Source organism: Metabacillus bambusae (genome assembly GCF_017497975.1).
Taxonomy (GTDB): Bacteria; Bacillota; Bacilli; order Bacillales; family Bacillaceae; genus Metabacillus; species Metabacillus bambusae.
Window position 1 is genome coordinate 1 of record NZ_JAGDEL010000005.1, and the last position, 25,116, is coordinate 25,116.

At 36.7% G+C, this 25,116-nt stretch carries 25 protein-coding genes, 1 rRNA gene and 1 pseudogene; 3 read left to right on the top strand and 24 right to left on the bottom strand.

Features of this window, described 5'->3' with window-relative positions:
- From I7822_RS08495 to I7822_RS08530, 8 genes are all read right to left on the bottom strand, one after another.
- Nucleotides 1-327 (bottom strand): 16S ribosomal RNA (locus I7822_RS08495); the annotation flags it as partial.
- Between the two features lie 901 nt (nt 328-1,228).
- Nucleotides 1,229-1,510, bottom strand: a complete 282-nt coding sequence (locus tag I7822_RS30635; RefSeq protein WP_207977513.1) for a transposase — start codon at nt 1,508-1,510, stop codon at nt 1,229-1,231.
- A gap of 224 nt (nt 1,511-1,734) precedes the next feature.
- Nucleotides 1,735-2,799 carry a flavin-containing monooxygenase gene (locus tag I7822_RS08505; protein ID WP_207976973.1) on the bottom strand — a complete coding sequence of 355 codons (1,065 nt, stop codon included), beginning with the start codon at nt 2,797-2,799 and terminating at the stop codon, nt 1,735-1,737.
- Nucleotides 2,800-2,849: 50 nt separating this feature from the next.
- Entirely contained in the window at nt 2,850-3,305 is a 456-nt protein-coding gene (locus tag I7822_RS08510; RefSeq protein ID WP_207976975.1) for a MarR family winged helix-turn-helix transcriptional regulator, read from the bottom strand.
- Nucleotides 3,306-3,477: 172 nt separating this feature from the next.
- The gene (locus tag I7822_RS08515) at nt 3,478-4,014 is read right to left on the bottom strand and encodes a histidine phosphatase family protein (RefSeq protein ID WP_207976977.1); all 537 of its coding nucleotides are present in this window, start codon (nt 4,012-4,014) and stop codon (nt 3,478-3,480) included.
- Nucleotides 4,015-4,132: 118 nt separating this feature from the next.
- Nucleotides 4,133-4,861, bottom strand: a complete 729-nt coding sequence (gene tatC / locus I7822_RS08520; protein ID WP_207976979.1) for a twin-arginine translocase subunit TatC — start codon at nt 4,859-4,861, stop codon at nt 4,133-4,135.
- A 68-nt stretch (nt 4,862-4,929) separates the two neighbouring features.
- The gene (locus I7822_RS08525) at nt 4,930-5,157 is read right to left on the bottom strand and encodes a twin-arginine translocase TatA/TatE family subunit (protein ID WP_207976981.1); all 228 of its coding nucleotides are present in this window, start codon (nt 5,155-5,157) and stop codon (nt 4,930-4,932) included.
- Between the two features lie 344 nt (nt 5,158-5,501).
- Nucleotides 5,502-7,124, bottom strand: a complete 1,623-nt coding sequence (locus I7822_RS08530) for a PhoX family protein (protein WP_207976983.1) — start codon at nt 7,122-7,124, stop codon at nt 5,502-5,504.
- Nucleotides 7,125-7,509: 385 nt separating this feature from the next.
- On the opposite strand from I7822_RS08530, the gene I7822_RS08535 reads away from it, so the two are divergent.
- Entirely contained in the window at nt 7,510-7,728 is a 219-nt protein-coding gene (locus I7822_RS08535) for an IS3 family transposase (RefSeq protein WP_372442126.1), read from the top strand.
- 49 nt (nt 7,729-7,777) lie between these two features.
- Here I7822_RS08535 and I7822_RS30640 read toward each other — a convergent pair.
- The 9 genes and pseudogenes from I7822_RS30640 to I7822_RS08575 form a co-directional block, all read right to left on the bottom strand.
- Nucleotides 7,778-8,041: pseudogene (locus I7822_RS30640) on the bottom strand (YobI family P-loop NTPase); the annotation flags it as partial.
- A 140-nt stretch (nt 8,042-8,181) separates the two neighbouring features.
- Entirely contained in the window at nt 8,182-9,369 is a 1,188-nt protein-coding gene (locus I7822_RS08540) for a PDZ domain-containing protein (RefSeq protein WP_207976984.1), read from the bottom strand.
- Nucleotides 9,370-9,454: 85 nt separating this feature from the next.
- Entirely contained in the window at nt 9,455-9,802 is a 348-nt protein-coding gene (locus tag I7822_RS08545) for a swarming motility protein SwrAA (RefSeq protein WP_207976986.1), read from the bottom strand.
- A gap of 191 nt (nt 9,803-9,993) precedes the next feature.
- Nucleotides 9,994-11,451: a S41 family peptidase gene (locus tag I7822_RS08550; RefSeq protein WP_207976988.1), complete on the bottom strand. Its 1,458-nt coding sequence runs from the start codon at nt 11,449-11,451 to the stop codon at nt 9,994-9,996.
- Between the two features lie 180 nt (nt 11,452-11,631).
- Entirely contained in the window at nt 11,632-12,942 is a 1,311-nt protein-coding gene (locus tag I7822_RS08555; RefSeq protein ID WP_307847706.1) for a murein hydrolase activator EnvC family protein, read from the bottom strand.
- 69 nt (nt 12,943-13,011) lie between these two features.
- Entirely contained in the window at nt 13,012-13,902 is an 891-nt protein-coding gene (gene ftsX / locus I7822_RS08560) for a permease-like cell division protein FtsX (RefSeq protein ID WP_207976989.1), read from the bottom strand.
- A complete protein-coding gene (gene ftsE / locus I7822_RS08565) occupies nt 13,895-14,581 on the bottom strand; it encodes a cell division ATP-binding protein FtsE (protein ID WP_207976991.1) in 687 nt (228 codons plus the stop codon). Before ftsE ends, ftsX begins: the two co-directional genes overlap by 8 nt.
- 370 nt (nt 14,582-14,951) lie before the next feature.
- Nucleotides 14,952-15,272 carry a cytochrome c551 gene (gene cccB, locus I7822_RS08570; protein WP_207976993.1) on the bottom strand — a complete coding sequence of 107 codons (321 nt, stop codon included), beginning with the start codon at nt 15,270-15,272 and terminating at the stop codon, nt 14,952-14,954.
- A 62-nt stretch (nt 15,273-15,334) separates the two neighbouring features.
- Entirely contained in the window at nt 15,335-16,201 is an 867-nt protein-coding gene (locus tag I7822_RS08575) for a YitT family protein (RefSeq protein ID WP_207976995.1), read from the bottom strand.
- A 233-nt stretch (nt 16,202-16,434) separates the two neighbouring features.
- Here I7822_RS08575 and I7822_RS08580 point away from each other — a divergent pair, with 233 nt between their 5' ends.
- Complete coding sequence (locus I7822_RS08580) at nt 16,435-16,578, top strand: hypothetical protein (protein WP_207976997.1); 144 nt, start codon at nt 16,435-16,437, stop codon at nt 16,576-16,578.
- Nucleotides 16,579-16,624: 46 nt separating this feature from the next.
- Here the strand turns inward: I7822_RS08580 and prfB are convergent.
- From prfB to I7822_RS08610, 7 genes are all read right to left on the bottom strand, one after another.
- Nucleotides 16,625-17,726 (bottom strand): peptide chain release factor 2 gene (prfB, locus tag I7822_RS08585; RefSeq protein ID WP_207976999.1). Its coding sequence is split into 2 segments (ribosomal slippage): nt 16,625-17,653 and nt 17,655-17,726, totalling 1,101 coding nucleotides; the frame shifts between segments, so codons are not numbered across the junction.
- A 125-nt stretch (nt 17,727-17,851) separates the two neighbouring features.
- Nucleotides 17,852-20,362: a preprotein translocase subunit SecA gene (secA, locus tag I7822_RS08590; protein WP_207977001.1), complete on the bottom strand. Its 2,511-nt coding sequence runs from the start codon at nt 20,360-20,362 to the stop codon at nt 17,852-17,854.
- A gap of 124 nt (nt 20,363-20,486) precedes the next feature.
- Complete coding sequence (locus I7822_RS08595; RefSeq protein ID WP_243459368.1) at nt 20,487-21,194, bottom strand: Rpn/YhgA-type helix-turn-helix domain-containing protein; 708 nt, start codon at nt 21,192-21,194, stop codon at nt 20,487-20,489.
- Nucleotides 21,195-21,239: 45 nt separating this feature from the next.
- Nucleotides 21,240-21,419: a hypothetical protein gene (locus I7822_RS29850; protein ID WP_243459369.1), complete on the bottom strand. Its 180-nt coding sequence runs from the start codon at nt 21,417-21,419 to the stop codon at nt 21,240-21,242.
- A gap of 86 nt (nt 21,420-21,505) precedes the next feature.
- Nucleotides 21,506-22,411 (bottom strand): ribokinase, encoded by a 906-nt coding sequence (gene rbsK / locus I7822_RS08600; protein ID WP_207977003.1) that lies wholly within the window; start codon nt 22,409-22,411, stop codon nt 21,506-21,508.
- A gap of 55 nt (nt 22,412-22,466) precedes the next feature.
- Complete coding sequence (hpf, locus tag I7822_RS08605; protein ID WP_207977004.1) at nt 22,467-23,021, bottom strand: ribosome hibernation-promoting factor, HPF/YfiA family; 555 nt, start codon at nt 23,019-23,021, stop codon at nt 22,467-22,469.
- 713 nt (nt 23,022-23,734) lie between these two features.
- The gene (locus I7822_RS08610; protein ID WP_207977006.1) at nt 23,735-24,094 is read right to left on the bottom strand and encodes a flagellar export chaperone FliS; all 360 of its coding nucleotides are present in this window, start codon (nt 24,092-24,094) and stop codon (nt 23,735-23,737) included.
- 137 nt (nt 24,095-24,231) lie between these two features.
- Here I7822_RS08610 and I7822_RS08615 point away from each other — a divergent pair, with 137 nt between their 5' ends.
- Nucleotides 24,232-25,044: a flagellin gene (locus I7822_RS08615; RefSeq protein WP_207977007.1), complete on the top strand. Its 813-nt coding sequence runs from the start codon at nt 24,232-24,234 to the stop codon at nt 25,042-25,044.
- The last annotated feature ends 72 nt before the right edge of the window (nt 25,045-25,116 follow it).

Below are 25,116 nucleotides of genomic sequence, written 5' to 3' on the forward strand. Positions count from 1 at the left end.
CCCAGTGTGGCCGATCACCCTCTCAGGTCGGCTACGCATCGTTGCCTTGGTGAGCCGTTACCTCACCAACTAGCTAATGCGCCGCGGGTCCATCCGTAAGTGATAGCTAGACGCCATCTTTCAATTTCGAACCATGCGGTTCAAAATATTATCCGGTATTAGCTCCGGTTTCCCGGAGTTATCCCAATCTTACAGGCAGGTTACCCACGTGTTACTCACCCGTCCGCCGCTAATCTCTGGGAGCAAGCTCCCATTGATTCGCTCGACTTGCATGTATTAGGCACGCCGCCAGCGTTCGTCCTGAGCCAGGATCAAACTCTCCAATAAAGTGTTTGATATAGCTCATAAAAATTTGTACTTATATAGTACGTTTTTGTTAATTAGATTAACGTTGACGTTTCTGTTTTGTTTAGTTTTCAAAGAACTATTTTTTGAAGACAGAATAACAATATATCATTTTGTTCTTTTTCTGTCAATAACTTTTCTGAAATACTTAAATTTGAATTAGTAACGAAGAATTACTTTTTCAACAGTGTTTAAAATGTCCACCAATGCGAGACTTTTCAATTCCCTCAGTGGGGAATTACTATATTACTATCCTTTTTAAAAGAAGTCAATAACTATTGATAAATAATTTAAGAACACCATAATCAACGTTAAAAACCCTCATACTATCAATTTATTACTAGTTCTTATTCTTATACTCTTCCACCTAACATTCCTGATATAGAATGATAGCTACGACCTATTTCAGTACGCTTCTATATAATAACAAAATCGCTAATGCGACTAAATCACGTCCCAAGTGTTGATTAATCACTTTGGATATTTCTCGCTAACTGCATAGTGCCCTCACAAAAAGGACATACAATCTCTACTTCTTCACTCTCTTTCAGATCAAAACTGAATTCTTCAACTACAAAGTCAGGTATCTCATCTTCTTTTCCACAATCTATACACTTAATAGTTAGAGTTTTGATTTAGAACAAACGGATCCTCTTCTTCTAGCCATTTCAATAAATCTTTACTCATTTCATCTGCTCATTACCTATCTTCCTCTAACCCTTAATGCATTTCGTATCCTCCATATAATGATACAGGAACCCGTAATCCGCATGCCAGATTTCTACCAATTCCATCTGACGAAGGCAATGAGGACACAAAAATGGATCTTTATCAAATGCTTCAATTATACTTTGTCGATATGTTTTCTTCTTCTTTTTTGTTTCTAATAACCAAGAAATTTGTTTGTTCTCTTAAAGGCATGAAGAGACAAAACATCCTTAGCTCTTCGGTAAGATCTTCTACTATACAAACCAAAGCGACCAACCACCCGAAAATGCTTGGGGGAAATGTGTTGTATGAAGTTAAAGAGAAATTTGTATACAAAGAGGACTTCATCCACCCTCTTTCCTGTTTGATGATCTTTATACCAGAGTCGTACGATTTTGCCGTCATATTCTTCTATACGATATTCAGCTACCGCAGGTCTAGCAAGATATCTACCAATATATTTTGCAGCACCTTTAGATCCTTCATTTTCTGTTCGGCATTCACATAGAAGCCTTTAGGCTAACGATAATACAAATCATTTATTCAGTTTAAAACAGCTTGATTATTTGAAAACTACTTTTTTTGTTAGATCGAGTAACACTTTTTGCCAAGACTTTCATAGAAATTCATAAGGAATAAATACACTTGGTACCCATTCATTCTTATTACCTATTGCACCTTTTAATTTAAACTCTTTAAATATCGAATTAATTTTCTAACTACAAAATGTGCGTCAGGTCCTACGCCCCTCAATGTGGCAGAAGCAAATGAACGCTGACCTTCCAATCCGACATAGTAAATACCAGGAATAGTGGTGCTTATTCCTGCAACCTGTAAAGGCTTCCCTTCAGAGTCTAGTGCTCCAATCTTTTTTAGGTAGGAAAGGTTTGGGCGATAACCGGTTGCAAAGATAACTGTATCCACTGGTTCATTCGTTCCGTCCGGCCAAATAACACCATCAGAGTAAAAAGATGTAAACATCTTTTGTTGATCAGGTTTTCCAGCTTCCAATCTCGCTTTGTAATCACCTAAGTCTGCAACGGCACTCGGAATGGGAACCTCTTTCCCGAATCGCCAGAATGGAAAGGTGTCTAAACAGATAACCCTAAACCAATAATGTAAATCAATACCCAAAACTTTTTGATTTACAAATTGAACAGGCTGAAGCACAGCTAATGAAGTATGACTAATCTCTGCAAGCTCAATCGCAATTTGAACAGCAGAATTACCACGTCCTACAACCACTACTCTTTTACCCATGTAACGATCAGGGTTTTGATATGCTGATGAATGAAGTACTTCCCCCTGAAAAAGGTCATTCTCCTTAATTTCTGGCATATAAGGATTGTGAAAGTGACCCGTAGCATTGATGATCGTTCGTGTTTGATAAGTGTCACCCGTCTGAGTATGAATCGTAAAACCCATATCATGTTTCATAACATCTGTAACTCGTTGATTTGTCTGGATAGGAAATTGAAACTTTTTAGCGTAATTCTTTAAATAACGAATCACTTCATTTTTCAAAGGGTAGTGATTTTTCTTTCCAGTCATCTTCATGCCTGGAAGCGAAGATAAACCGGCTGGGGAAAAGAGCTTTAAACTATCGTAATAAGAAGGCCAGGAACCGGTTGCTTGATTATTGGCTTCCAAGATCAAAAATTTTAATCCTTTCTTCTTCAAATGATAACCTGAAGCAAGACCAGCCTGCCCTCCACCAATTACAATAGTATCCCAAACTATCGTCATATTAACACTCCTTTTTATTTGCATTTTGCAAGTATTTAATAGGGAGAAGATTATCCCATCGGAGCCGTGCAACATTTGCTGGATTTAGCCATAGCATCATTTAATAAATTGATGGAACGAATAACCGTCTCTTTTTCGAAGTCGTTCATATGTGAGAAGACTTCGTTTAAATAAGAATTCATTTGTTGATCAATCATAGTCGCTACAAATTTCCCTTCTGTAGTAAGCGAAAGAATATAAACCCGTCGATCATCAGGATCTGGTGTTTTTTTCACCATGTTCATTTTAATAAGCGATTGAATCTGACGACTAAAGGTTGTAATATCAGTTCCTAACGTTTCAGCAATTTGCTGTATCGATGGTTTATGTTGACGATCTATTTCATAAAGGATATGACTTTGAATAAGGGAAATATCGTACCCTCCTGAAGTACAGCAGCTTTTATTCAAAAAACCAAATCTTCTGGTCATAGTCTGAAATAGTTCGCGAAGATTTTCATCTTTCATATACGTTCACCTCTTAATTTAGTTTTACAACAATTATTTGCAAAATGCAAATATTATATTCTATAAATTCCAAAATGATTTACATACACAAATCTATGAGATGTTAGAAATCTTACGAATAGGGACCACTTTGATGTAGTCCCTTTTTCTTCAAAATTTTATAAACTAGTAATTAAGAATATATGTATTTATTAAAGTTTATTCTATCCACTTCTTCATATCCCTTCCCCTGTCCTTTTGGTTTTATTATAACCCCAACCATATATTCTATATTGCCGAGACCTATTCCCTTTGGAAAACTGTGTCCAAAAACAACTCTATTTTCACCTAAAGATGTCGGAATTTCTAATACCCTTTTTAGGTCATTTAATATTTGGTTTTTTTCATTATCCGTTATTGTAGGGTATTCGCTTAAATTCACTACTCTTGCCAATGAACGTTCTATACGTACCGGTTTATTACTAAAGGCTAATTTTGCTGTATTCAAGGCCCTACAATAGGGACTGGAGATAATAAAGGGTTCCAAAGGAATACTTTCCTTCCTGAAAACCTCTCCAATAAGTATAGCTTGCCTTCTACCAGTTTCATTTAAATTTCTTTGCGTCTCACACCTATCAAAGTCGACAAAGGGTTGATCTCGCCCCACTGTTGCTTCTCCGTGTCTAAAATATACAATATAACCACCATTTTTTAGTGATTGAATTGACATAGTTTTTATTACCTCCTTAACCAATAAGGGAGTCCTCACTTGCCAATTTATTGAATTAAGATTACATTGGTAGTGGCTATGCAGGTAAATTCTCTCTCCATTGTTACCTTATATTTACTTATGATTCAAATGCTAGTTCCTGCTTTTGCTTTCTATGGTATACGACCCTCGACAATAACACACTACATTCATATAAAAACAGCAGTGGTATGACGACGATCACATCTGAAACAAAATCAGGTGGTGTTATTAAAACAGCTGTAACGATTAGTCCAAAATAAGAATATCTGCGCATTTTCTGCAAGCGGTATGGATCTAATATCCCCAGACTAGTTAAAAACATAATAATAACTGGTAATTCGAATAAAAATCCGAATGGCAATATTATATGCATCATAAATCGGAAATATTTTTCCGCAGTAAAAAAGGACATAAACATATCACCAGCTAATGATAGCAAAAAGTCAAAAACGATTGGAAAAATAATAAAGTATCCAAAGCTAATTCCAACAATGAATAGAATAAATAAAGCTGGAATATAAGCTAGTGTTACCTTTCTTTCACGCTTTGATAATGCAGGCTTTACAAAAAGCCATATCTGGTGGGCAGCTATCGGGATTGTCCCTGCAATAGCAATAACGGCTGCCAGCATTAAATAAACCCAGATGATGTCACTTGGACCTAATATAGCAAGCTTAATTGTTGAATCTTGAATAACCCAATCGTAAATCTCTTTAACATAAATAAAGGAAATGACTAAAAGAAGGGTGAAGCTGCCCAGAATAATGATTAGACGTTTTCTCAGCTCACCTAAATGGTCAATAAGATTCATATCCCTGTTCTCCATTAGGAAACACCTCCATGAAAAAAAGATGCAAGTAAGATTTTCTACCTACATCTCATAAATCATTTTTATTAAACTGCTTTTGGTTTGTTCTCTTTTGTACTAGATTGGTCTTCTTCCAGCTTATTTTTTTTCTCTTCAGTTTCCTCATCTGCAACTAATTCACGTGTTGATTTCTTAAATTCCTTTAATGTTGTACCAAAAGCTCGACCAATTTCCGGAAGTTTTTTAGGCCCAAAAATAATTAATGCGATTACGAGAATAAGAATTAATCCAGGAATTCCAATATTTTGTAACAAATTATTTCCTCCTTTTATATTGCTTCTTGAGTTACGTGCTTTCTTTTGGATTCAAAATTATATAATTTAAAATCAGCATTTTGAGTACAGACATGACATTTAAAGTGTCCAGATAGCACGTTTTCCTTAGAGATCGGTTGTATATGCGGAAGAAATATCATTTTCAAAGCTTTGTTAACATGTTGTTTACACACAACGATCATGAAAACTCTCCTCCTGAGTTATAAAACAGGACTGTCTAAAAAAAGGAATCTCTCCCACTAAAATCGGTTGAGAGTCCTTTTTTTGAGACAGTTTCCTTTTTTCGTAACGGAATTAAATGTTTCTATTAAAATTTGACTATATTACTTAAATGGCCCACCTTGAACTGCTACTAAACAAGAACGTCCGAAGCTTTGCCCAGGGTAAGGGTTCCAAGTATCTGGATGTTGAACATCTAGGAATAATGTACGTTCATCTGGTGTTAACCAAGGACCTGTAACTTCACAACCTTTAGGGCCTGATGCAAATTGGAATGGTTCTCCATAATTTTTACCATCTGTAGGGATCATGAACACACCACAGTTTTTATATTCTGCATATACGTTATCTTCAGTAGCACCAAAGTCTTCCACTACCCATAGATTTCCTTTGCTATCAAAGTGTAGATTATCTGGACAAGTGATACCACTTTGCTGACCACCGGCAACAAATACTTCAAATGTGAATTTTTCGCTAGCATGGTCATCCTCAGCAGGCATAAAACGAATAATTTGACCATGGAAATTTCCGTGATTAGAGTTATTTGTTAATGCTAAGAATACACTTCCGTCATGCGGATGAATTTCAACATCTTCAGGACGGTCTAATGGTGTCGCACCTACAACGCGACCTGCTTGACGAGCATTAGTTAACACCTCTGCTTGGCTTCCAAATTCATTTTGAAGTTTTTCATTTTTTGCATAATCTAGCGCAATCCATGTTTGATTAGAAAGATTTGCAACATATAATGTTCCCTTTTCTAAAATATCAAAATTTGCTTCACGGTTACTTGGATTAAATTTCTTTTCACTTACAAACTTATAGAAAAATTCTCCTCGTGAATCATCACCCATATACACAACAACTCGTCCGTCTTTTGTTTGTCCCATTGCTGTATTTTCATGGGCAAAACGTCCAAGAGCAGTATGCTTGCGTACAGGTGCATCCGGATTAAATGGGTCTACTTCCATTACCCAGCCATAGTGCTCGTCTGTAAAGTTTGGCCACCCATAATCATCACCATATTCCGTATTTTCTTCACAAGAAAGGGCAGTATTCCAAAGCGTACGTCCTCCACTGCAGTTTCCAAGTGATCCTTCAACTGTTTTAGCTCCCTTAACCGCACTGCTTCCAGCTGCAGGACCAGTTAATTGAATAGGGGTTGTCCCATCGACACGGCGATTATATTGATCAGATTTCACTAATTTCCATACATCTTTTTCTTTCTTTACATGAATCACAGATCCACCAACTGCTTCTTTTTGTAATTTTAGTAGCTCAGGGTACTGTGCAAGATTTTCTTTTTTATATGTAGTCTTATTTATACCTAACATATCCATATAGTTTCCTGGTTCAGGGAATTCATGGTTAACCCAAATTAACCCTTCTTCTGAATTATTTCCACCTTCTAAACTATCAATTGGAAAATATACTGTTAAGTCAGCAGCATCCCCAAATATTTCCCCTTTAGAGTTGATAACATCTCCATAAGAAGCGATAATGTTATAGTTATAACCATTTGGAAGGACTAATTCATTTTCCCATGTACGTCCAATTGGTTTAAAAGGTGCAGTAAAAGGTTTTCCCTTGCCGTTAGGTTGTCCATCCATTAAATGATTTGCTGTTGCAGCACTAGCCTTAGGTGCTAAAACTCCTATACCTGAAGATGCCGCAACCAATGCAGCTGTTCCACTACCCATATACGTTAAAAATTTACGACGATCCATCTTCAAAACCGCTCCTTTTTATTCATCATTTTGTTTAGTGACTCTAAAGATTATTTTATTTTTAAAATATTAAGCTAGTATTGAAAAAATTTATTGACTTTGTAAACCGAGAAAATTAGGAAAATTGACATACAAATTACGACAGTAAACTACAATTCCTTCATTTCCTAGAGAAAAAAGTCGAATAGGAATCAAAATTTGTCATAAAATTTGAAAAGTCAATAAACCTCAAATAGGTAAATGCCACTAATTGTCGAAAAATAAATTCTTTTAATTCTTTACAGTGAATTAATATTCCTTAATCGTTTTTACACTTTATTAATCTACGCTTTACAATCTGACACTGCCAAAAAAATAAGAGACCAAAATTTGATCTGCACCCCAAATGTTAGACACAACTAACATTTGGAGGTGTAGTTTTTTTATGACAAAGTATTCACTTGAAACAAAAATTTCATCAGTAGAGCACTACATGAAGGGTATGGAACATTTTAAACAAGAATTAGAGGATTATATTTACTATTACAATCACAAACGAATTAAGGAAAAATTAAAAGGCATGAGTCCGGTTCAATACCGAACTCATGCCCAGGAAGCTGCTTAATATTCATGTCTAACTTTTTGGGTTCAGATCAAATTTAGGTCTCTTTAGAATCTAACTCTGTGGATTGAATTCTTCCATAATATATTAGAAACTCATTGTAGATGTTCTTTAGCAATCTCATATCATCTATGTATAATGAAAGTCTCTCCAAATAAGTTGTATCGAACTTTTTAATAATTCCTCCACTTTCAAAGTATTTTAATAATTGATCATATGAGTTTGAACTATTTAAAATAGGTACTATAGGAATAATTAAATCAAAAAACTTTGATCTATCTTTAGAATTAAACAAATCATCTCTTAAAAGGTAAAAAATAATGCTTTAATTACATCTAGAATTCTTAACCTCAAAAAAACTATTAATTTATCAAATTAAAAAAAGGTACCTAAAGATAATATAAATATCTTTTTGGTACCTCAACATTATATATTAAACTGAACCCTTTCTATCCATTATACCGCTTCTATCTCCCACTTCTTCTCATCCAATACAAAAAGAATCCCTAACTCATGATGCTCACCATCATACAATGCACGCTGAACAAAGCGAATTTCACCATTAAAGCCGATGACTTCCAGTTTACAAAATGCACGATTTATCTGAAGAAATTGGTAAAACTCCTCAACTGTTTTCACAGCTTGGCCATTCACCTTGGTCACCATTTCTCCAACCTGCAAATTCATTTTCTCAGCTGGTGATTGTGGAAGAATTCCTAATACCATTAAGCCTTGATCTCTTTTTGAAAAGTAAAATGCTGCTGATTTGTCGTTTACTCTTTGACGAATCGTAATAAATTCACGACCAGCCATTGCAATAAATAAGGCGATAAAGGCAGCAACTGTAAACCAAATACTTACGACAGAAATTAATAAAGTCAGTACACCTAGCCAAATCACGCGGAGTCCCGTAACCTTAATGCTTTCTTGTGGAAGTGACCCTTGGACACGTTGATTAAAGCCAATGAAGAATGGAATGAACATAAGTAAAAATGGCTCTCCGTTAATCGTTAAGATAGGCCACCACGGTAGTGTTGAGGTCAGCGTGCCACCTGGTACAAGAAATAACAAGGGCAGCATCCATGTGCGGTTTGCGACATGTGTACCAATTGGTAAGCCCCTTGTACTCGTTTTCAAGAAGGGTGACGTGTTTTTATGTGCAGTACGGTAAATTAATACACCTTCCGCGATAACCATTAAGCCTGCAACTATACTTAGTGACGCATAGCTTGTGTCAGATAATCCTACAAAAAATTGTTCAAAACCACCAGCATCTACATTAGTTATAATCGCAGTTGCAAAGAGCGTAATCCCAATTGAAAAAGCAGCTGAAAGCCAACGTAACTGAAATGTAAACCCTAATAGAGCTGTGACAATCGTTAGTAACACAATTGTTCCAAATGGTAAGCTTAACCCGATCCCAAAGAGGACGAGTGATGCGATACAGCCAACGAGTAATCCCTTTGTATAAGTAAATTTCATTTCATTGTAAATGTCCTCGACACGTACATGAAAGGATTTCCTTTCGCGTTTTATACGAAAGTAGCCGTATGTTAGTGTCAACAGGAGGAACAAATAGAAGAGTGGATGAATAAAGAAACGTCCAACTGCCCAAAGTAACTCAAGTAACCAATTTTCTATCAAAACAGAATCCCACCTTACTGTTTCTACCCGTACGTATCTAGTAGGTTACTCATATTTTACCATCTAAGGAGAGGATTGAGTATGCTTATTTTAAGTTATTCCACAGACTAGTATTAGACAGTGAAAAATCATTCAACGAATTACCTACTTCAATATGTAAAATCTCCTCTATCATTTGCATTGACTTCTTTATATCTGTCAAACTAAGAGACAAGCGCTTATGATTATCCAATAAATACGTAAAATATTTCTGTACACTTGCTTTGTCCACCTGGTCAATCTCTTTAATAGCCGTATAATTTGCTAAATACATACAAAACAAACGAATCCATTTACTAGAACTAGCATATGAATGCGCTGCCGAATTCTTTTCACTTAACTCCGATATTAATTGTTGATAAACCTGTTCCTTCAGGTAACTGGACTTTTTCATATTGAACCCCCCGGTTTTCTCTCTTATATTAATTAATTTACTTGGAGTTACTTATAGCCGATCTATACCTAAGATCTTATCTTTATTTATACTACTTCGGAACTGCTGGTATTTTTACGTCCTTATGTGATGAATTAAAATGGGGACAGTCCCTCATCGCTTTAAAGCGACGGGGGACTGTCCCCAAACATTCATTCAAACAACGCCTTGATTCCTGTTTTCAACTGGAGGTCATTTGCTTCTCTTCCTTTTAGTTCAACTATTTTTTGATTTAGTGTATCTGCAGTTTGGAGATCAATTTTTCCGTTTATTGGTAGTTCATTCGCTTCTTGAAAGGCTTTTACTGCTGTTTCTGTTTCCTTGCTATAGTAGCCGTCTTCTCTTCCCGGTTTTATGCCTAATCCTTTTAAAATGAGTTGTGCTGTTTTTACCTGGTCATTATTCATATCTGGTTCTAAGCTTTTTTCTAGCTGGATCGGGCTTAGTTGGAATATATCTGGTTGCTCTACCTTAATGGTCGGCTCAACACCTTTTTTGTGGATCCAGTTCCCTTCTGGTGTTAACCATTTATAGAGGGTTAGTTTTATGTTACTGCCATCACCCATTGGTACTGCCTGTTGTACAGTTCCTTTACCAAATGAGGTGACACCGACTATCTCATAGCCTGACGCTTCTTTTAAAGCCCCAGCAAGGATTTCAGAGGCTGATGCGCTTCCTTTATCGATTAACACGCTGACAGGGTATTCCTTTTTCTTAGTAAGAGATGAAAAGTAACGCTTTTTATCTCCGTTGCGCTCTTCAATTTGGATATAAGGCTTATCCTTTGTTACAAATTGTTTTAGAACTTCTTCCACGCTTTGCAGGTAACCACCAGGATTTCCACGTACATCTAATACAAGCCCTTCAATATTATTTTTTTCTAGCTTTGATAGCGTCTTTTGAAAGTCTTCTGCTGTATTTTCAGAAAAAGAGGTAATTTGGATGTATCCTACCTTTTTCCCTTTATATTCCTTTGTTGAACCAATGACGGTTTCAAGTGGAATTTCATCACGAACGACATCAAATGTAATCTTTTCCCTTGAATTTGGTCGTATAACTTCAATCGCTACCTTTGTTCCTTTTTCACCACGGATTTTTAGCACCGTTTCATGAAGATCTAATCCTTCAACATCTTCTCCATCTATGCTAACAATCTGGTCATTTGGTTGAAGTCCAGCCTTTTCGGCAGGAGATCCTTTGAAAGGAGCAACAATCGTCACTTTACCACTTTTCATACCAACCTCTGCACCAATTCCTTCAAAGGAAGAATCAAGTGACTGCGAGAATTGCTTTGCCGTTTCCTTATCCATGTACACCGAGTATGGATCATCTAATGTGGAGAGCATGCCTTGGATAGCCCCTTCTAACAGCTCCTCCTCATCTACTTCCTCCACATAACGAGTAGAAATCAACTCAAGTGCTTGCTTAAATTTATCAAACCCCTCAATTTCTGAGGCCTCTTCCTCTGCATTAAACACATTACCAATTGTCGGGACTGCCTCAACTTCTTTTGGAGCTTCATGAGCTGATAACTCCATTCCTATATACATGCCACCTGCCCCTACTACTAATGCTAATGCGATCAACAATGCTGTTATTCTCTGATTCATCCTATACCTCCTATTTCCAATGTAGCCAGGTTTATGTAAAACAGCTGATAATTAGACTTTTTTTAGTATATGTCAAGCTTGTACAAATCATGTAAGACAATCTGAAAAGTCACTGGAAGTTGCTCTAGACACAAAAAACCTCTAAAACATGACGTATTAGAGGTTTTTGAAAGGGTATAATTATGGTAGATAGTTTCTAGGATTTACAGAACTTGATGCTCCGTTCCATGGCCCTTTATGAATTTCAAAATGCAAATGCGGGCCAGTTGATTGCCCAGTAGAACCCAAAGTACCTACTTGTTGACCTTTAGATACGGATTGACCTGCACTTACATGGCGAGCTTCCATATGTGCATAAAGAGTTGTATAGACTTGTCCATTAATGTTGTGTGAAATGTAGACTACATTTCCATAGCTACTAGAATAATGTGAACGGATAACTGTCCCACTAGCTGATGCAACAATTGGAGTACCTGTACTATTAGCAATATCTATACCTGAATGTAATTTTTGAGCTCCTGTAATCGGATGGATCCGATATCCATATTCAGAAGAATGTCTTCCTGATGCTGGCCACATAAAGTTACCACTAGAAACAGCTGGTATATCTGTTGAAACTGTTGAAGTAGTTGAGCCTGAAGACGAGCTTGAGCTTGAAGTAGCAGCTGCTGCTTTCCTCTTAGCTTCTTCTGCGGCTGCTCGAGCTGCTGCTTCCGCTGCCTCTTTTTGTCGTTGTTGTTCTTGTAAGATTGCCTTTTCTTGTTGAGCTAAAAATTCTGCTTCATTTTCTAATTCATGATACTCATGAACTGCTTCACCGTGCTGCAGCTCTACCTTTTTCATAAGCTCTTGCTTTTGTTTGACTTGAGCACTTAATTGCTCCTTCAAACCTTCTAATTCAGTTAGTGATTGTTCTAACGATTGAAGCTGGCTATTTAGATCTGCCTCTGCTTGCTCTAAAAGTTGTTTATCCTCTTCATGTGCTTTAAGAATCTCACGGTCTGCTTCGACAATTGTTGTAACGGCACTAACACGTCCGACAAAATCACCAAAGCTTTGAGCACCAAGTAGCACATCTAAATAGCTAACCATACCGCCACTCTCTTGAAGGGCACGCGCACGTTCTTCTAATAATTTATTACGCTCTGCGATTCTTGCTTTTACTACTTCAATTTCTGCTTTTAACTCTTCAATCTTTTTCTTCGTTTCCTCAATACTAGCTTCTTTTTCTCTTATTTCTCCGTTCGTTTCAGCAACCTGCATATCAATTTTTTCAATATCCGCATTAAGCTGTTCTTGCTCTTTTTCTAGATTAGTGATTTCACTTTCTTTTTCATCAAGACTATTTGATACGTCTGATTGCTTACTATCAATTTCCTTCTTTTTCTCATCTAACGTTTCAGCGAGGGCAAGGTTGTTATATGGCAGAAATAACCCGCTTGTCCCAATGATCGCAGCCAAGCTGAACGTTACTATTTTTCTTTTCATCATGTTTTTCTCTTTCCTCCCCTACGTTATGTATCAAAAACTAGTAAACTAGCAGTCAAAAAAACTGCTAGTTTACACTTTTAAGAATTTACGTACTGACATTAAGCTTCCCCAAACACCGATTAAAGCACCGATTAATAATAGGATTGCTGATACTTGGAATACGAATGGACTAAATGGCAAGAACTCAACAAACGAGCCCTGAAGCTTTGGTAAAGCCCATGTATATAACGATTTGTAAACTGTTATGATAAGTACAATAGGAACAACCGCACCGAGTACTCCTAAAAATAAACCCTCTAGGAAAAATGGCCAGCGAATAAATCCATTTGTAGCACCAACAAGTCTCATAATTTCGATTTCATGTCTACGAGCGAAAATCGTAATTTTAATAGTATTAGATATTAAGAACATCGCTGTAAAAATCAGACCTATAATAAGACCTAAACCAATATTTCGAGAAAGTGATATGACATCAAAAAGCTTTTCAACTTCATCTTGACCATATTTCACTTTTGATGCATTTTCAAATTTTGCAATTTTATCTGCAATTAGCTTTGTATCTTGTGGTTCCTTTGCTTTTACAACAAACACATCGTTTAATGGATTATTTTGCTCGAAAAGTTCAAAGGATTCCCCTTCTTCACCTAAACTCTCAACTAAGTTATCTAACTCTTTTTCCTTAGGAGAGTAAACAATAGATTCTACCTCTTTAATCTTTTCGATCTCACTCTTAAGCTTTGCTTGTGCATCCTCTTTAGCAGTTACATCGATAAGAACTCGAACTTCAACATCATTTTCAAGATTATCAGCAACATTGTTTAAGTTCATCATAATGACTAAGAATGTACCAACTAAAATTAATGTCACGGTTACTGCACTGACTGATGCAAACGTCATCCATGCATTTCTTGCTAAACTCTTTAAACTTTCACGGAAATGACGACCAAGAGTATTAATCATATAAACCGTACTCCCCTCTTGCTTCGTCACGCACAATCTTTCCATCTTCGACTGCGATGACACGCTTTTTCAACGTATTTACGATTTCCTTGTTATGTGTTGCCATAACAATCGTTGTACCACGATTATTGATTTCTTCAAATAGGTGCATGATTTCCCATGACGTATCAGGATCAAGGTTACCTGTAGGTTCATCTGCGATCATTACTGCAGGATTGTTAACGATTGAACGCGCAATAGAAACACGTTGCTGTTCCCCACCTGACAATTCATTAGGGAAAAATCGTGCTTTATGTTTAAGCTGAACTAAATCTAGTACGTCTAGTACTCTCTTTTTTATACTTTTTTGGCTTTCACCAATCACTTCTAATGCAAATGCTACATTTTCAAACACGGTTAGCTTTGGTAATAGTTTAAAATCCTGGAATACAACACCAATACTACGTCTTAGCATCGGAACTTTATTTTCCTTAAGCTTTGATAAATCGACACCATTAATTATGATTTTTCCGCTTGAAGGCTTTTCCTCACGGTACATCATTTTAATAAATGTTGACTTCCCAGCTCCACTAGGTCCAACGACATAAACAAACTCACCTTGGTTAATCATTATATCAAGCCCGTTAATGGCTAAAACACCATTTGGATATGTTTTATATACTTCTGACATTTCTATCATAAAAAAACCACCTAATAGTTGTTTTTATTTGGAAATATGTCGTTCATTGTCGTATATTGTCGACTAAACAGACATAATAATTCCTTGTCTTCAAAACTACAAGTTTCATTATACCATCAATTTTCGTCAAAAATAGACTAAATTTATATTACAATTTTATTTCATCCATATTAAACCAAAAACACCTTGATATAATAAGCTTTTTGAAGGCTCTATGGGATAATGTGACAAAAGATTTATAAAAAGAAAGCGTTTTATAGTTAAAATTTTAGAACTTTCTGACTAATAATGCAAGAAAAAATAAAAAAAGGATGACCTTTGTCGGAGTCAACCTTTCATTTTATTACAATATATTTCATTTAGAGTGATTTTATTTTTTCTCAGCCAACCATGTTGCGACAACTTCAGCATCTGCATCTTGTAATACTCCTGGCATGCCTCCACGTCCGTTGATAAGAATCTCTTTAATTTCTTCTTTTTCATATTTCGCTCCGACTTCTTGTAAGTTTGGACCATTTTTGCCTTCTAAATTTTCACCGTGGCAGCCAATACAGCTTTGTTGAACGATTGTTTCTGCATCACCGCTAGCTTCTGTTGTACCCTTCGCTTCTTCCTTAGGCTCTTCTCCACCACCACAAGCACCAAGAATAACCGATGTTCCAAGTAATAATGTAAGTAGCTTTGTTTTCATTGTGATTTCCTCCTTCATTATGTATAGTACCGTTTAATAATTTCTAGGTTATTATAACCTAACTAGGCACGTTTGAAACCTTCTCCAAGAACCTCTGAAGCATCTGTAACAGTAACAAATGCATATGGATCAATACTTTTAACGAGTTGTTTCAATTTTGTGAATTCCGATTGATCAACAACACACATTAAAACAGGTCGTTCATTGTTCGTAAACCCACCATGTGCTGCTAACCGGGTCACACCTCGATCAATTTCATGGAGGATTGCATCCTGAATCTCCTTTTGCTGATTGGTTATTATCATTGCCATTTTCGAACGCCCCCAGCCAATTTGAACGATATCAATCGTTTTACTTGTCACATACAAGCCGATTAACGCATAAAGCCCTCGTTCAATATCGAACACAAACGCTGCAGCTAGCACGATAAATCCATCAAGTAATGCTACACAAGTACCAAGCGTAAGCCCTGTATATTTATGAATGATTTGTGCGGCAAGGTCTGTCCCTCCAGTTGATGCTTTCCCTCTAAAAACAATACCTAATCCAAGTCCGATGGCAATTCCACCAAATAATGAACCAAGCAACGGATCCATTGTGGCCGGCTCCCAGTTTCTCGTAAGATAGACAACTAGTGGTACAAAAATGGTTCCAACTAATGTTTTAATCCCAAATTGTTTCCCTAATAAAATGACACCTGCGATAAATAGCGGAATATTGAATGCCCACTGCACATAAGCAGGCTCGAATCCGAATGTCGCATCAAGGATCGTACTAATACCACTTACCCCACCCGACGCAACTCGGTTTGGTAGTAAAAATAAATTAAAGCCGATCGCAACAAATGATGAACCAATCAATATGTATATGTATTCAATCACTTTCTCTAGCCTAGGATTGTATGAATGATTTCTTTTGCGAAAATTCACAGGAAATGTACCTCCTTTTTAGCGTTTTATGGTTAGACATAGATGCCCTAAATGAGTATAGCACTCGTTATTTTGTCTGTGAATGACAGCTAAATAACGTGGTAACGAGGTAAAGAGAGGGTAACTTTGATTATTGTTTGCTACTTTGGTGAAAAAATTACGAAGTGGGGTTTGAGATAGGAAAAACTTCATAGAAATGAGATGAAATATAGCAGTTTTAGAGGAGTTAACTAGTGATTCTTGCAAGTTTGGAGACTATTTTTGCAAATTTTATTATTAATTTTGCAACTTCGGATGATTTTTTTGCAACTTTCACTTATAATTTTGCAACTTCTACTATTAATTTTGCAATTGATGCTTTTAGCCAGTTATATTAAAAAAAGCAACCCGATTGCGTTCACAATCCGAGTTGCTTCATCATTTTTATGATAATTTCGAACGTAAGAATGCATCAATAAACGGATCTAATTCTCCATCCATGACCGCATGTACGTTGCCGATTTCTGTATTTGTGCGGTGATCCTTCACCATTGAATATGGGTGGAATACGTAGGAACGAATTTGGCTGCCCCAGCCGATGTCCTTTTGCTCACCACGGATTTCCGCAAGCTCTGCTTCTTGCTCTTCAATTCGTTTTTGGTATAGCTTAGCTTGAAGCATTTTCATAGCACGCTCGCGGTTTTTAATTTGAGAACGTTCTGTTTGACATGTCACAACGATATTCGTTGGCAAATGTGTGATACGAACAGCTGAGTCAGTTGTATTAATATGCTGTCCACCAGCTCCACTCGCACGGTACGTATCAACTTTTAAATCCTCTGTCCGAATTTCGATATCGATTTCTTCATTAAATTCAGGCATAATCTCACAAGAAACGAATGAAGTATGGCGACGACCTGATGAGTCGAAAGGTGAAATACGTACTAAGCGATGAACACCTTTTTCTGCTTTTAAGTAGCCATATGCATTATGTCCTTTGATAAGGAGGGTAACACTTTTTATTCCAGCTTCATCACCTGGTAAATAATCAAGTGTCTCTACCTTGAAGCCTTTTTTCTCAGCCCAACGTGTGTACATACGTAATAGCATTGAACCCCAGTCTTGAGACTCCGTTCCACCAGCACCTGGGTGTAGCTCAAGGATCGCATTATTTTTGTCATGCTGCTCACTTAGCAACAGCTGTAGTTCGAAGTCATTCAACTTACCTACTAAATCCTTAATTTCAGAAACAAGCTCTTCCTGTAAATCTGCATCTTCTTCTTCTTTCACAAGTTCATAGGTTAATTGAAGATTTTCATAAGACTCATTTAACTCATGAAACTGGTCAACCATTTCTTTTAATGCGTTTGTTTCATTTATGACAGTTTGCGCAGCGTTTTGGTTATCCCAAAAATCAGGTGCAGTCATTTGACCTTCTAGCTGCTGAATACGAGCTTCCTTTATATCGAGGTCAAAGAGACCCCCTAAAGTCCGCTAAACGTTTAGCTGTTTTTTCAAGCTCTTGTCGAATTTCTACCAATTCCATTGCAGTCACCTCGGGTTTAATTTGTGTTGTCAGGATAAATCCGCAAACAAGAGAGAGGTGTAATGTCACCTCTCTCAGTTTAAGTAATTTCTATATTATATACCTTTTTCTCTATTGAAAGCTATTTATTGTCCACAGCAGTTTTTGTATTTTTTACCACTGCCACAAATACATGGCTCATTTCGACCAATTTCAACGACTTTACGAGACGGTTTTTTCTTTGGAGGTGCATCGCCTTCTTTTGGATGTACGGCTGTTTGGCCCTTCGCTACCTCTTGGCGCTCAAGATTGTTGCGAATTTGGGCTTTCATGATATATTTCGCAACATCCTCTTCAATGGAAGCAATCATGTTTTCAAACATTGCAAAGCCTTCCATTTGGTATTCACGCAATGGATCATTTTGACCGTATGCACGTAAATGAATACCCTGACGAAGCTGATCCATCGCATCGATGTGATCCATCCATTTTGAATCAACAGCTCGAAGAAGAATAACTTTTTCGAACTCACGCATTTGCTCATCGCCGAAGTCTTCTTCTTTCAGGTTGTAGAGCGCGATTGCCTTTTTGCTAATAAGCTCTGTCATTTCTTCAGGATCTTTTCCACGAAGATCAGATATTCCAAGCTCACCCTCTTGAAGAATGTTGGCATTCATATAATCAATAATACCTTCTAAGTTCCATTCTTCCTCAACCTCATCTTGTGGTGTATACGTACCTACAGTGCGCTCAATCGTTGACAGAAGCATTTTTTCAACAATCTCACGAAGGTTATCAGAATCAAGAACTTCAAAGCGTTGTTTATAAATAACCTCACGTTGCTGACGTAAAACATCATCATATTGTAGAAGCTGTTTACGTGCATCAAAGTTATTTCCTTCAACACGTTTTTGCGCAGATTCAACAGCACGAGAGACAATTTTACTTTGAATTGGTTGCGTATCGTCCATACCTAGACGATCCATCATATTCATCATATTTTCTGAGCCAAAGCGGCGCATTAATTCATCTTCCATAGAAAGATAGAATTGCGTTGCACCCGGATCACCTTGACGTCCTGAACGTCCACGAAGCTGGTTATCAATACGGCGGGATTCATGACGCTCTGTCCCGATAACCGCTAAACCACCTAGCTCGCGAACACCATCACCAAGCTTGATATCTGTACCACGACCAGCCATATTTGTTGCAATCGTAACCGCTCCACGCTGACCAGCATTTTCAATAATTTCTGCTTCCTTCTCATGGTTTTTTGCATTTAACACATGATGGGGAACCCCTTTTTTCTTAAGAAGCTGAGAAATTAATTCAGATGTTTCAACAGCAACGGTACCAACTAAAATTGGCTGACCAAGATCATGACGTTGTGATACATCCTCTACAACCGCACGGAATTTCCCTTCCATTGAACGGTAAACTAAATCAGCTTTATCATCACGTGCAATTGGCTTGTTCGTTGGAATTGCGACAACCTGCATATTATAAATATTGCGGAACTCTTCTTCTTCCGTTTTCGCTGTACCAGTCATACCAGAAAGCTTTTTATACATACGGAAGTAGTTTTGGAATGTGATTGTTGCAAGTGTCATGCTTTCATTTTGAATCTCTAGACCTTCTTTAGCTTCAATTGCCTGGTGAAGCCCATCACTATAGCGGCGTCCCTTCATTAGACGACCAGTGAACGAGTCAACAATAACAACCTGTTCTTCTTCAACCACATAGTCAACATCGCGTTGCATCACAAATTGTGCTTTTAACGCTTGGTTGATGTGATGATTTAACGCAACATGGTTGATGTCGAAAAGATTTTCAATTCCAAACGCTTTTTCAGCTTTCGTCATACCGTCCTCTGTAAGCTGAACAGCCTTTGTTTTCACATCATATGTAAAATCTTCTTCCTGCTTTAATTGACGAACAAAACCATTGGCTTGGATATAAAGCTTTGTCGATTTCGCAGCTTGTCCTGAGATAATTAACGGTGTTCTCGCTTCATCGACTAAGATCGAGTCAACCTCATCAATTACAGCAAAATTAAGTGGACGCTGTACCATTTGCTCACGGTAAAGAACCATATTGTCTCGCAAATAATCAAAGCCAAGTTCATTATTTGTTGAATATGTAACATCTGCAGCATATGCTTCACGCTTTTCATCTTTGTTAAGTGAATTTAAGTTAAGACCAACTGTTAGACCAAGGAATTCAAATAATTGACCCATTTCATGTGCATCACGACTAGCTAAATATTCATTGACTGTGACAACATGTACACCTTCACCTGATAGCGCATTTAAATAAACAGGCATTGTTGAAGTTAAGGTTTTCCCTTCACCTGTTTTCATTTCTGATATATTCCCTTCATGTAAGGAAATACCACCCATTAACTGTACCTTGTATGGATGTAAACCTAACACACGCTTCGCCGCTTCACGAACAACAGCAAAAGCCTCTATTAAAAGATCGTCGAGTGATTCACCCTTCGCAACACGACCCTTAAATTCTTCTGTTTTTGCTTTAAGATCATCATCTGATAAACCGCTCATTTTACTGCTTAACGCATCAATCTGATCAGCCATCTTTTCATAACGATTTAACGCACGTTTGTTAAAATCAAACACCTTATTTAAAATTCCAAGCATTCATAACGCTCCTCTGTGTTTAGAGTGAAATTATCATTTTTGTTATTGTTTTTGTTAAACTATCCTTTATTTTAGCACTATTTGAGATGGGGTACAACCGGGTGCCTTTTGCGGTATACTATCGTTATAACTTTCGTATTTCGTCTTCTGGTAGATCTGTTAACTTTGCAATCATCTCAACTGGTAACCCTTCAATTAACATTCTCCTCGCGACTTTCCGCTTTCCTTCTTCTTTTCCTTCGTCCCTTTCCAACTTCATTAATTCGCCAAAAGTTAACGGTAGATTTTTTCGATCTAGATACATCGTTTCCATCTCCTTTGAGAGAATGATTTCATTTCTTAGTTTTTGAGTTAGTTCTTTAGGTAATTGTAGTAAATAGTCAATGAAGTAGATTAATGTAGAAATATAAATGCGTTGTTCCTCTTGGGGGTTATTATTTTTTTGTAAGACTAACTTGATTAATTTCCGTTTAAAGCGGTAACGTTTCTCGTCATCAGTTTTTGCCTCATTTGCAAATTTACCTGCTAATACAGCAAGAGCAAATGGATTACTTGATAATAGTAGCTGATTTTCATCTTGGTCAGAAAATTTATATATATTATATTTATATATCAACTCAGTCCCATGATACGAACGATGATATTTATTGGGGCGAAAACTTTTAGTACCATCCGTTAATAATGCAATTGCACAAATATCCTGATTGTATTTATCAAAAATTCGATAGCAGTATTGGAACATTCTCTTCGAAAACCCTGGATCATAGTCTCCCTGTACTTCAATATGAATAAGAATCCACTTTTCTTCTCCATTCTTTAGAAATACTTTCACAATTTGATCGGCTACATTTTTACCTTTCTTTTCTTGAATTATTTCTTAAAAAAGTTCTTGTTGTAAAAATTCAGGTTCCTTTAAAAAGTCAATTTCCTCGTATAAATCAGCTGCAAAGTATAGGATAAACTCTTCAAACAACTCATAAATCAATTTTTTCCAAAGTCCATCATAATCAATACCATTATATTCTCGAGGCTTCTCTAACACCCTATAGATCATCATTATTTTATCACATCCTTATTTACTATTATACCAGGATGGAACATTTGTTCTATAAAAACATTCTATAGGGTGCTAACTACATACGCTTATGACTGGGGACTGTCCCCTGATACAAACGCCTCTACTTCATCTAAGGTAGGCATACCTGCTTGCGCACCTAGCTTTGTTACAGACAATGCTGCAACCGCATTGGCAAATTGGCAGGATTCTTTTAAAGCTGCACCATTGCTTAAAGAGAAAGCTAACGCTCCATTGAAGGAGTCTCCTGCACCAGTAGAATCAACAGCATTGACTTTATAGCCCTGGATGAGAGTTTCTCCATATTGATAAAGCATGACACCTTTTGAGCCTTTTGTTACGATGCATTTTTCTTTAACTAATTTTAATTCTTCGTCAGACATGTTGCTTGCTGATAAAAGCATTTCTTGTTCGTGTTCGTTTGGTGTTATGTAATCTACTTGTAGGATTAGTTCCTTTGGTAGTTTTTGAATCGGAGCAGGATTTAAGATCACTTGCACATTATGTCTTTTTGCTAGTTGAACGGCTTCCATTACACTTTGCAATGGGATTTCCAGCTGTAAAAGCACGATATCACTTTCAGCGATGAGGTGTTCATGCTGTTTAACGACTTCAGGTGTGACAAAATGATTGGCACCAGATACGATGATTATGCTGTTATCTCCATTGGAAAGTGTTATAGAGGCAATACCTGTTGAAGTTTCGGGAATGGTTTTGACATTTTCCACCGAAACTCCTTGAGCGGTTAAATGATTTTTCAATTCATTCCCAAATGCGTCGTCCCCTACGCAGCCAATCATGGTGACCCCTGCTCCTAATCTCGCTGCTGCTACAGCCTGGTTAGCACCTTTTCCACCTGGAATTGTGAAAAAGGATTCCCCTAAAACGGTTTCTCCGACTTTTGGAATTGTATTTGTTTTCGTAACAAGATCCATATTTATACTTCCTATTACAGTAATTTTAGGTTTACTCATCTTTTTCTCCCCTATAAATGAAATAACAGCGCCCTAATTGGGCGCTGTCCTTGTTTTATACATGAGGCTCAATTAAGCCATATTTACCATCTTTACGTTTATAGACAACATTTGTTTTATTTGTTTTAGAATCCGTAAATACAAAAAAACTGTGGCCTAGCATGTCCATTTGTAGGATCGCTTCCTCGCTGTCCATCGGCTTTAAGTTAAAGCGCTTTGTACGAACAACTTCTTCTTGATCTTCCTCTTCTAAAGGAGCGTTATCCTCAGGTTGTAGATTGCTAAACACAAACTTTGGAGCACCTTGCTCACGAAGCTTGCGATTGACTTTTGTTTTATGTTTACGAATTTGACGTTCTAATTTATTTACCACAAGATCAATGGCTGCGTACATGTCTTGATTATGCTCCTCAGCACGAAGCACAAGATCTGTCATTGGAATCGTTACTTCTATTTTTGACTCTTGGTCATTATAGAATTTTAAGTTTACATTCACATTTGCGTTAACTGACTCTTCAAAGTATCGCTCAAGCTTACCAATTTTCTTTTCTGCATATTCTCTTAGTGCTGGAGTTATTTCAATGTTTTCCCCTCTGACGTTATATCTCATGATTGAACTCCTCCTTTATGATAAAGCTATGTATACTTAATTCTATATTCCCCTGCTCGTCTCCTGCCTAAACGTAAAAATTTCGTGAAGAAATTGTGAAAATTGTTGAAGATTGTTTTATTTTTGTAAATACAGGATTAAGTGTAATAGTATATGCGCTTACATTGGGGGATATGAATTGATCAATTAAGATACAAAAAAAACTCACTAAATTACTTTAGTAAGTTCAAAACGTTTTGGGGTTGTTGATTGGCTTGGAGCTTGGATTAATATTGATTGTGTGGCTTAAAGGAGAATGAAACTTTTCGTATGGCAACAGTACACGAGGAATTAGAGGCTGAGGTGTATTATGATTGATTCCTATGTAATTTTAATGCATTGAGTATTTCTTTCAACATTGTTTCCTGTTCCATAACCACACCTCCTTCGCTATCATTCAAAATCAATATAACTAAATTTGCATACAATATGATTTTATTGATCAGGGCATTCTTTTTGTAGTTATACATTTACATTTTGGGAGAACTTTTCATAAGAATCCGGCAAAAATGGAAATAAGAATCGTATGTACAACCTTAATCAAAGTTTGAGGAGGAAAGGTTGAAAAATTTAACTCTAGGATAACTTTTCCTAGAGTTTCTTGTTTCCTATCATTATATATATTGATGGAGTCTAACAATCTTTAGGAAGTGACAAACTTTAGAGCAGATTTTTTATATCACTTCATTCCAGACACTTCTTAGCTCATTCAAAAACTGCTCTACTTCTTCCAAAATCAAAACATCACAATTCATATTCGCTTCGATCAATCTGCGGTTAATATAATCAATTAGCATCATAAATTTCTTCCCGCCATCTATTGAATTGTTAATCAATGGAATGATTTCAACTACAATCTGTTGAGCTATTTGAATTTGCCTATTTTGCTCTGCAATGTCAATAGCATGCATTGCTTGTATTCCTTTTTTGACTACCTTGATCGTCTCATCTAAAAGCCATAAAAGGAGTTTTCCCGTTGGCAATGTTAATAAGCTGTTTTGTTTATATAATTTGCTTACCATTTTTATATCCATTAACGTGACTCCTCTTAAATATATATTGATAATATCGTCACTTTTTTGGAAAAGTTCACTTTCCTCCTTGAAAAAAACAGAAAATATGACGATATTACTAAGGTAAAAGAAGATTTTTAGTGAAATGAGGTGAAAATTTGAGAATTCACAATCAATCAGCTATTGCCTTTTCTGTAAACCGCTACCAGCGTAATGAAACAAAGATGGAAAAGACAATCGATAAGTTGGCAACCGGTTTAAATATCCGCCGCGCAAGTGACAATGCAGCTGGACTTGCTGTATCCGAAACAATGCGTGCACAAATAAGAGGCCTTTCACAAGCTCAGCGTAATATGCAGGATGGTCTTTCCGTTTTGTCAGCGGCCAATGAAGGATTAAATAATGTGAATGGACTTTTACAAAGAGCACGTGAGTTAGCAGTTATGAATGCGAGTGACACATTAACAGATTCCGACCGTCAAGCTAGTCAAATGGAACTCGAACAGTTAATGGAAGGAATCAACGACACAGCTAACAAACTAGAATTTAATACGAAAAAAATTCTCGGAGACAATGCACCTTTAGTATTGATGGTTGGTGCCAATCCTGGACAGAAAATCACTTTAGATTTAATGGATACAAGTACATCAGCATTAGAACTGGATGATGTAAACCTGCTCACAACTGATACATCCTCCGATTTAATCACTAAGCTTGATGACGCCATTATGGAGACAACTGGAAATTTGACTAAGGTTGGCTCTTATTACGAATCCATTGAACATCATATGAATAATTCTCTTTTGAAAGAGACTAATCTTACTTCTTCCATTTCAAAATTGACTGACACGGATATGGCAAAAGAAATGATGCAGTTCGTTAGTCTGGAAATACGCCAAAAAAGTGATCTGTTACTAGTATCTAACGTAAATCAAAATGCTGCTGATATTCTAACTATTATTACTACTTAACACGTATATATAAGAGCCTTTCCTAATGCAGGAGAGGCTCTTTTGTATACAATATTTAATAAACGAGGGGAT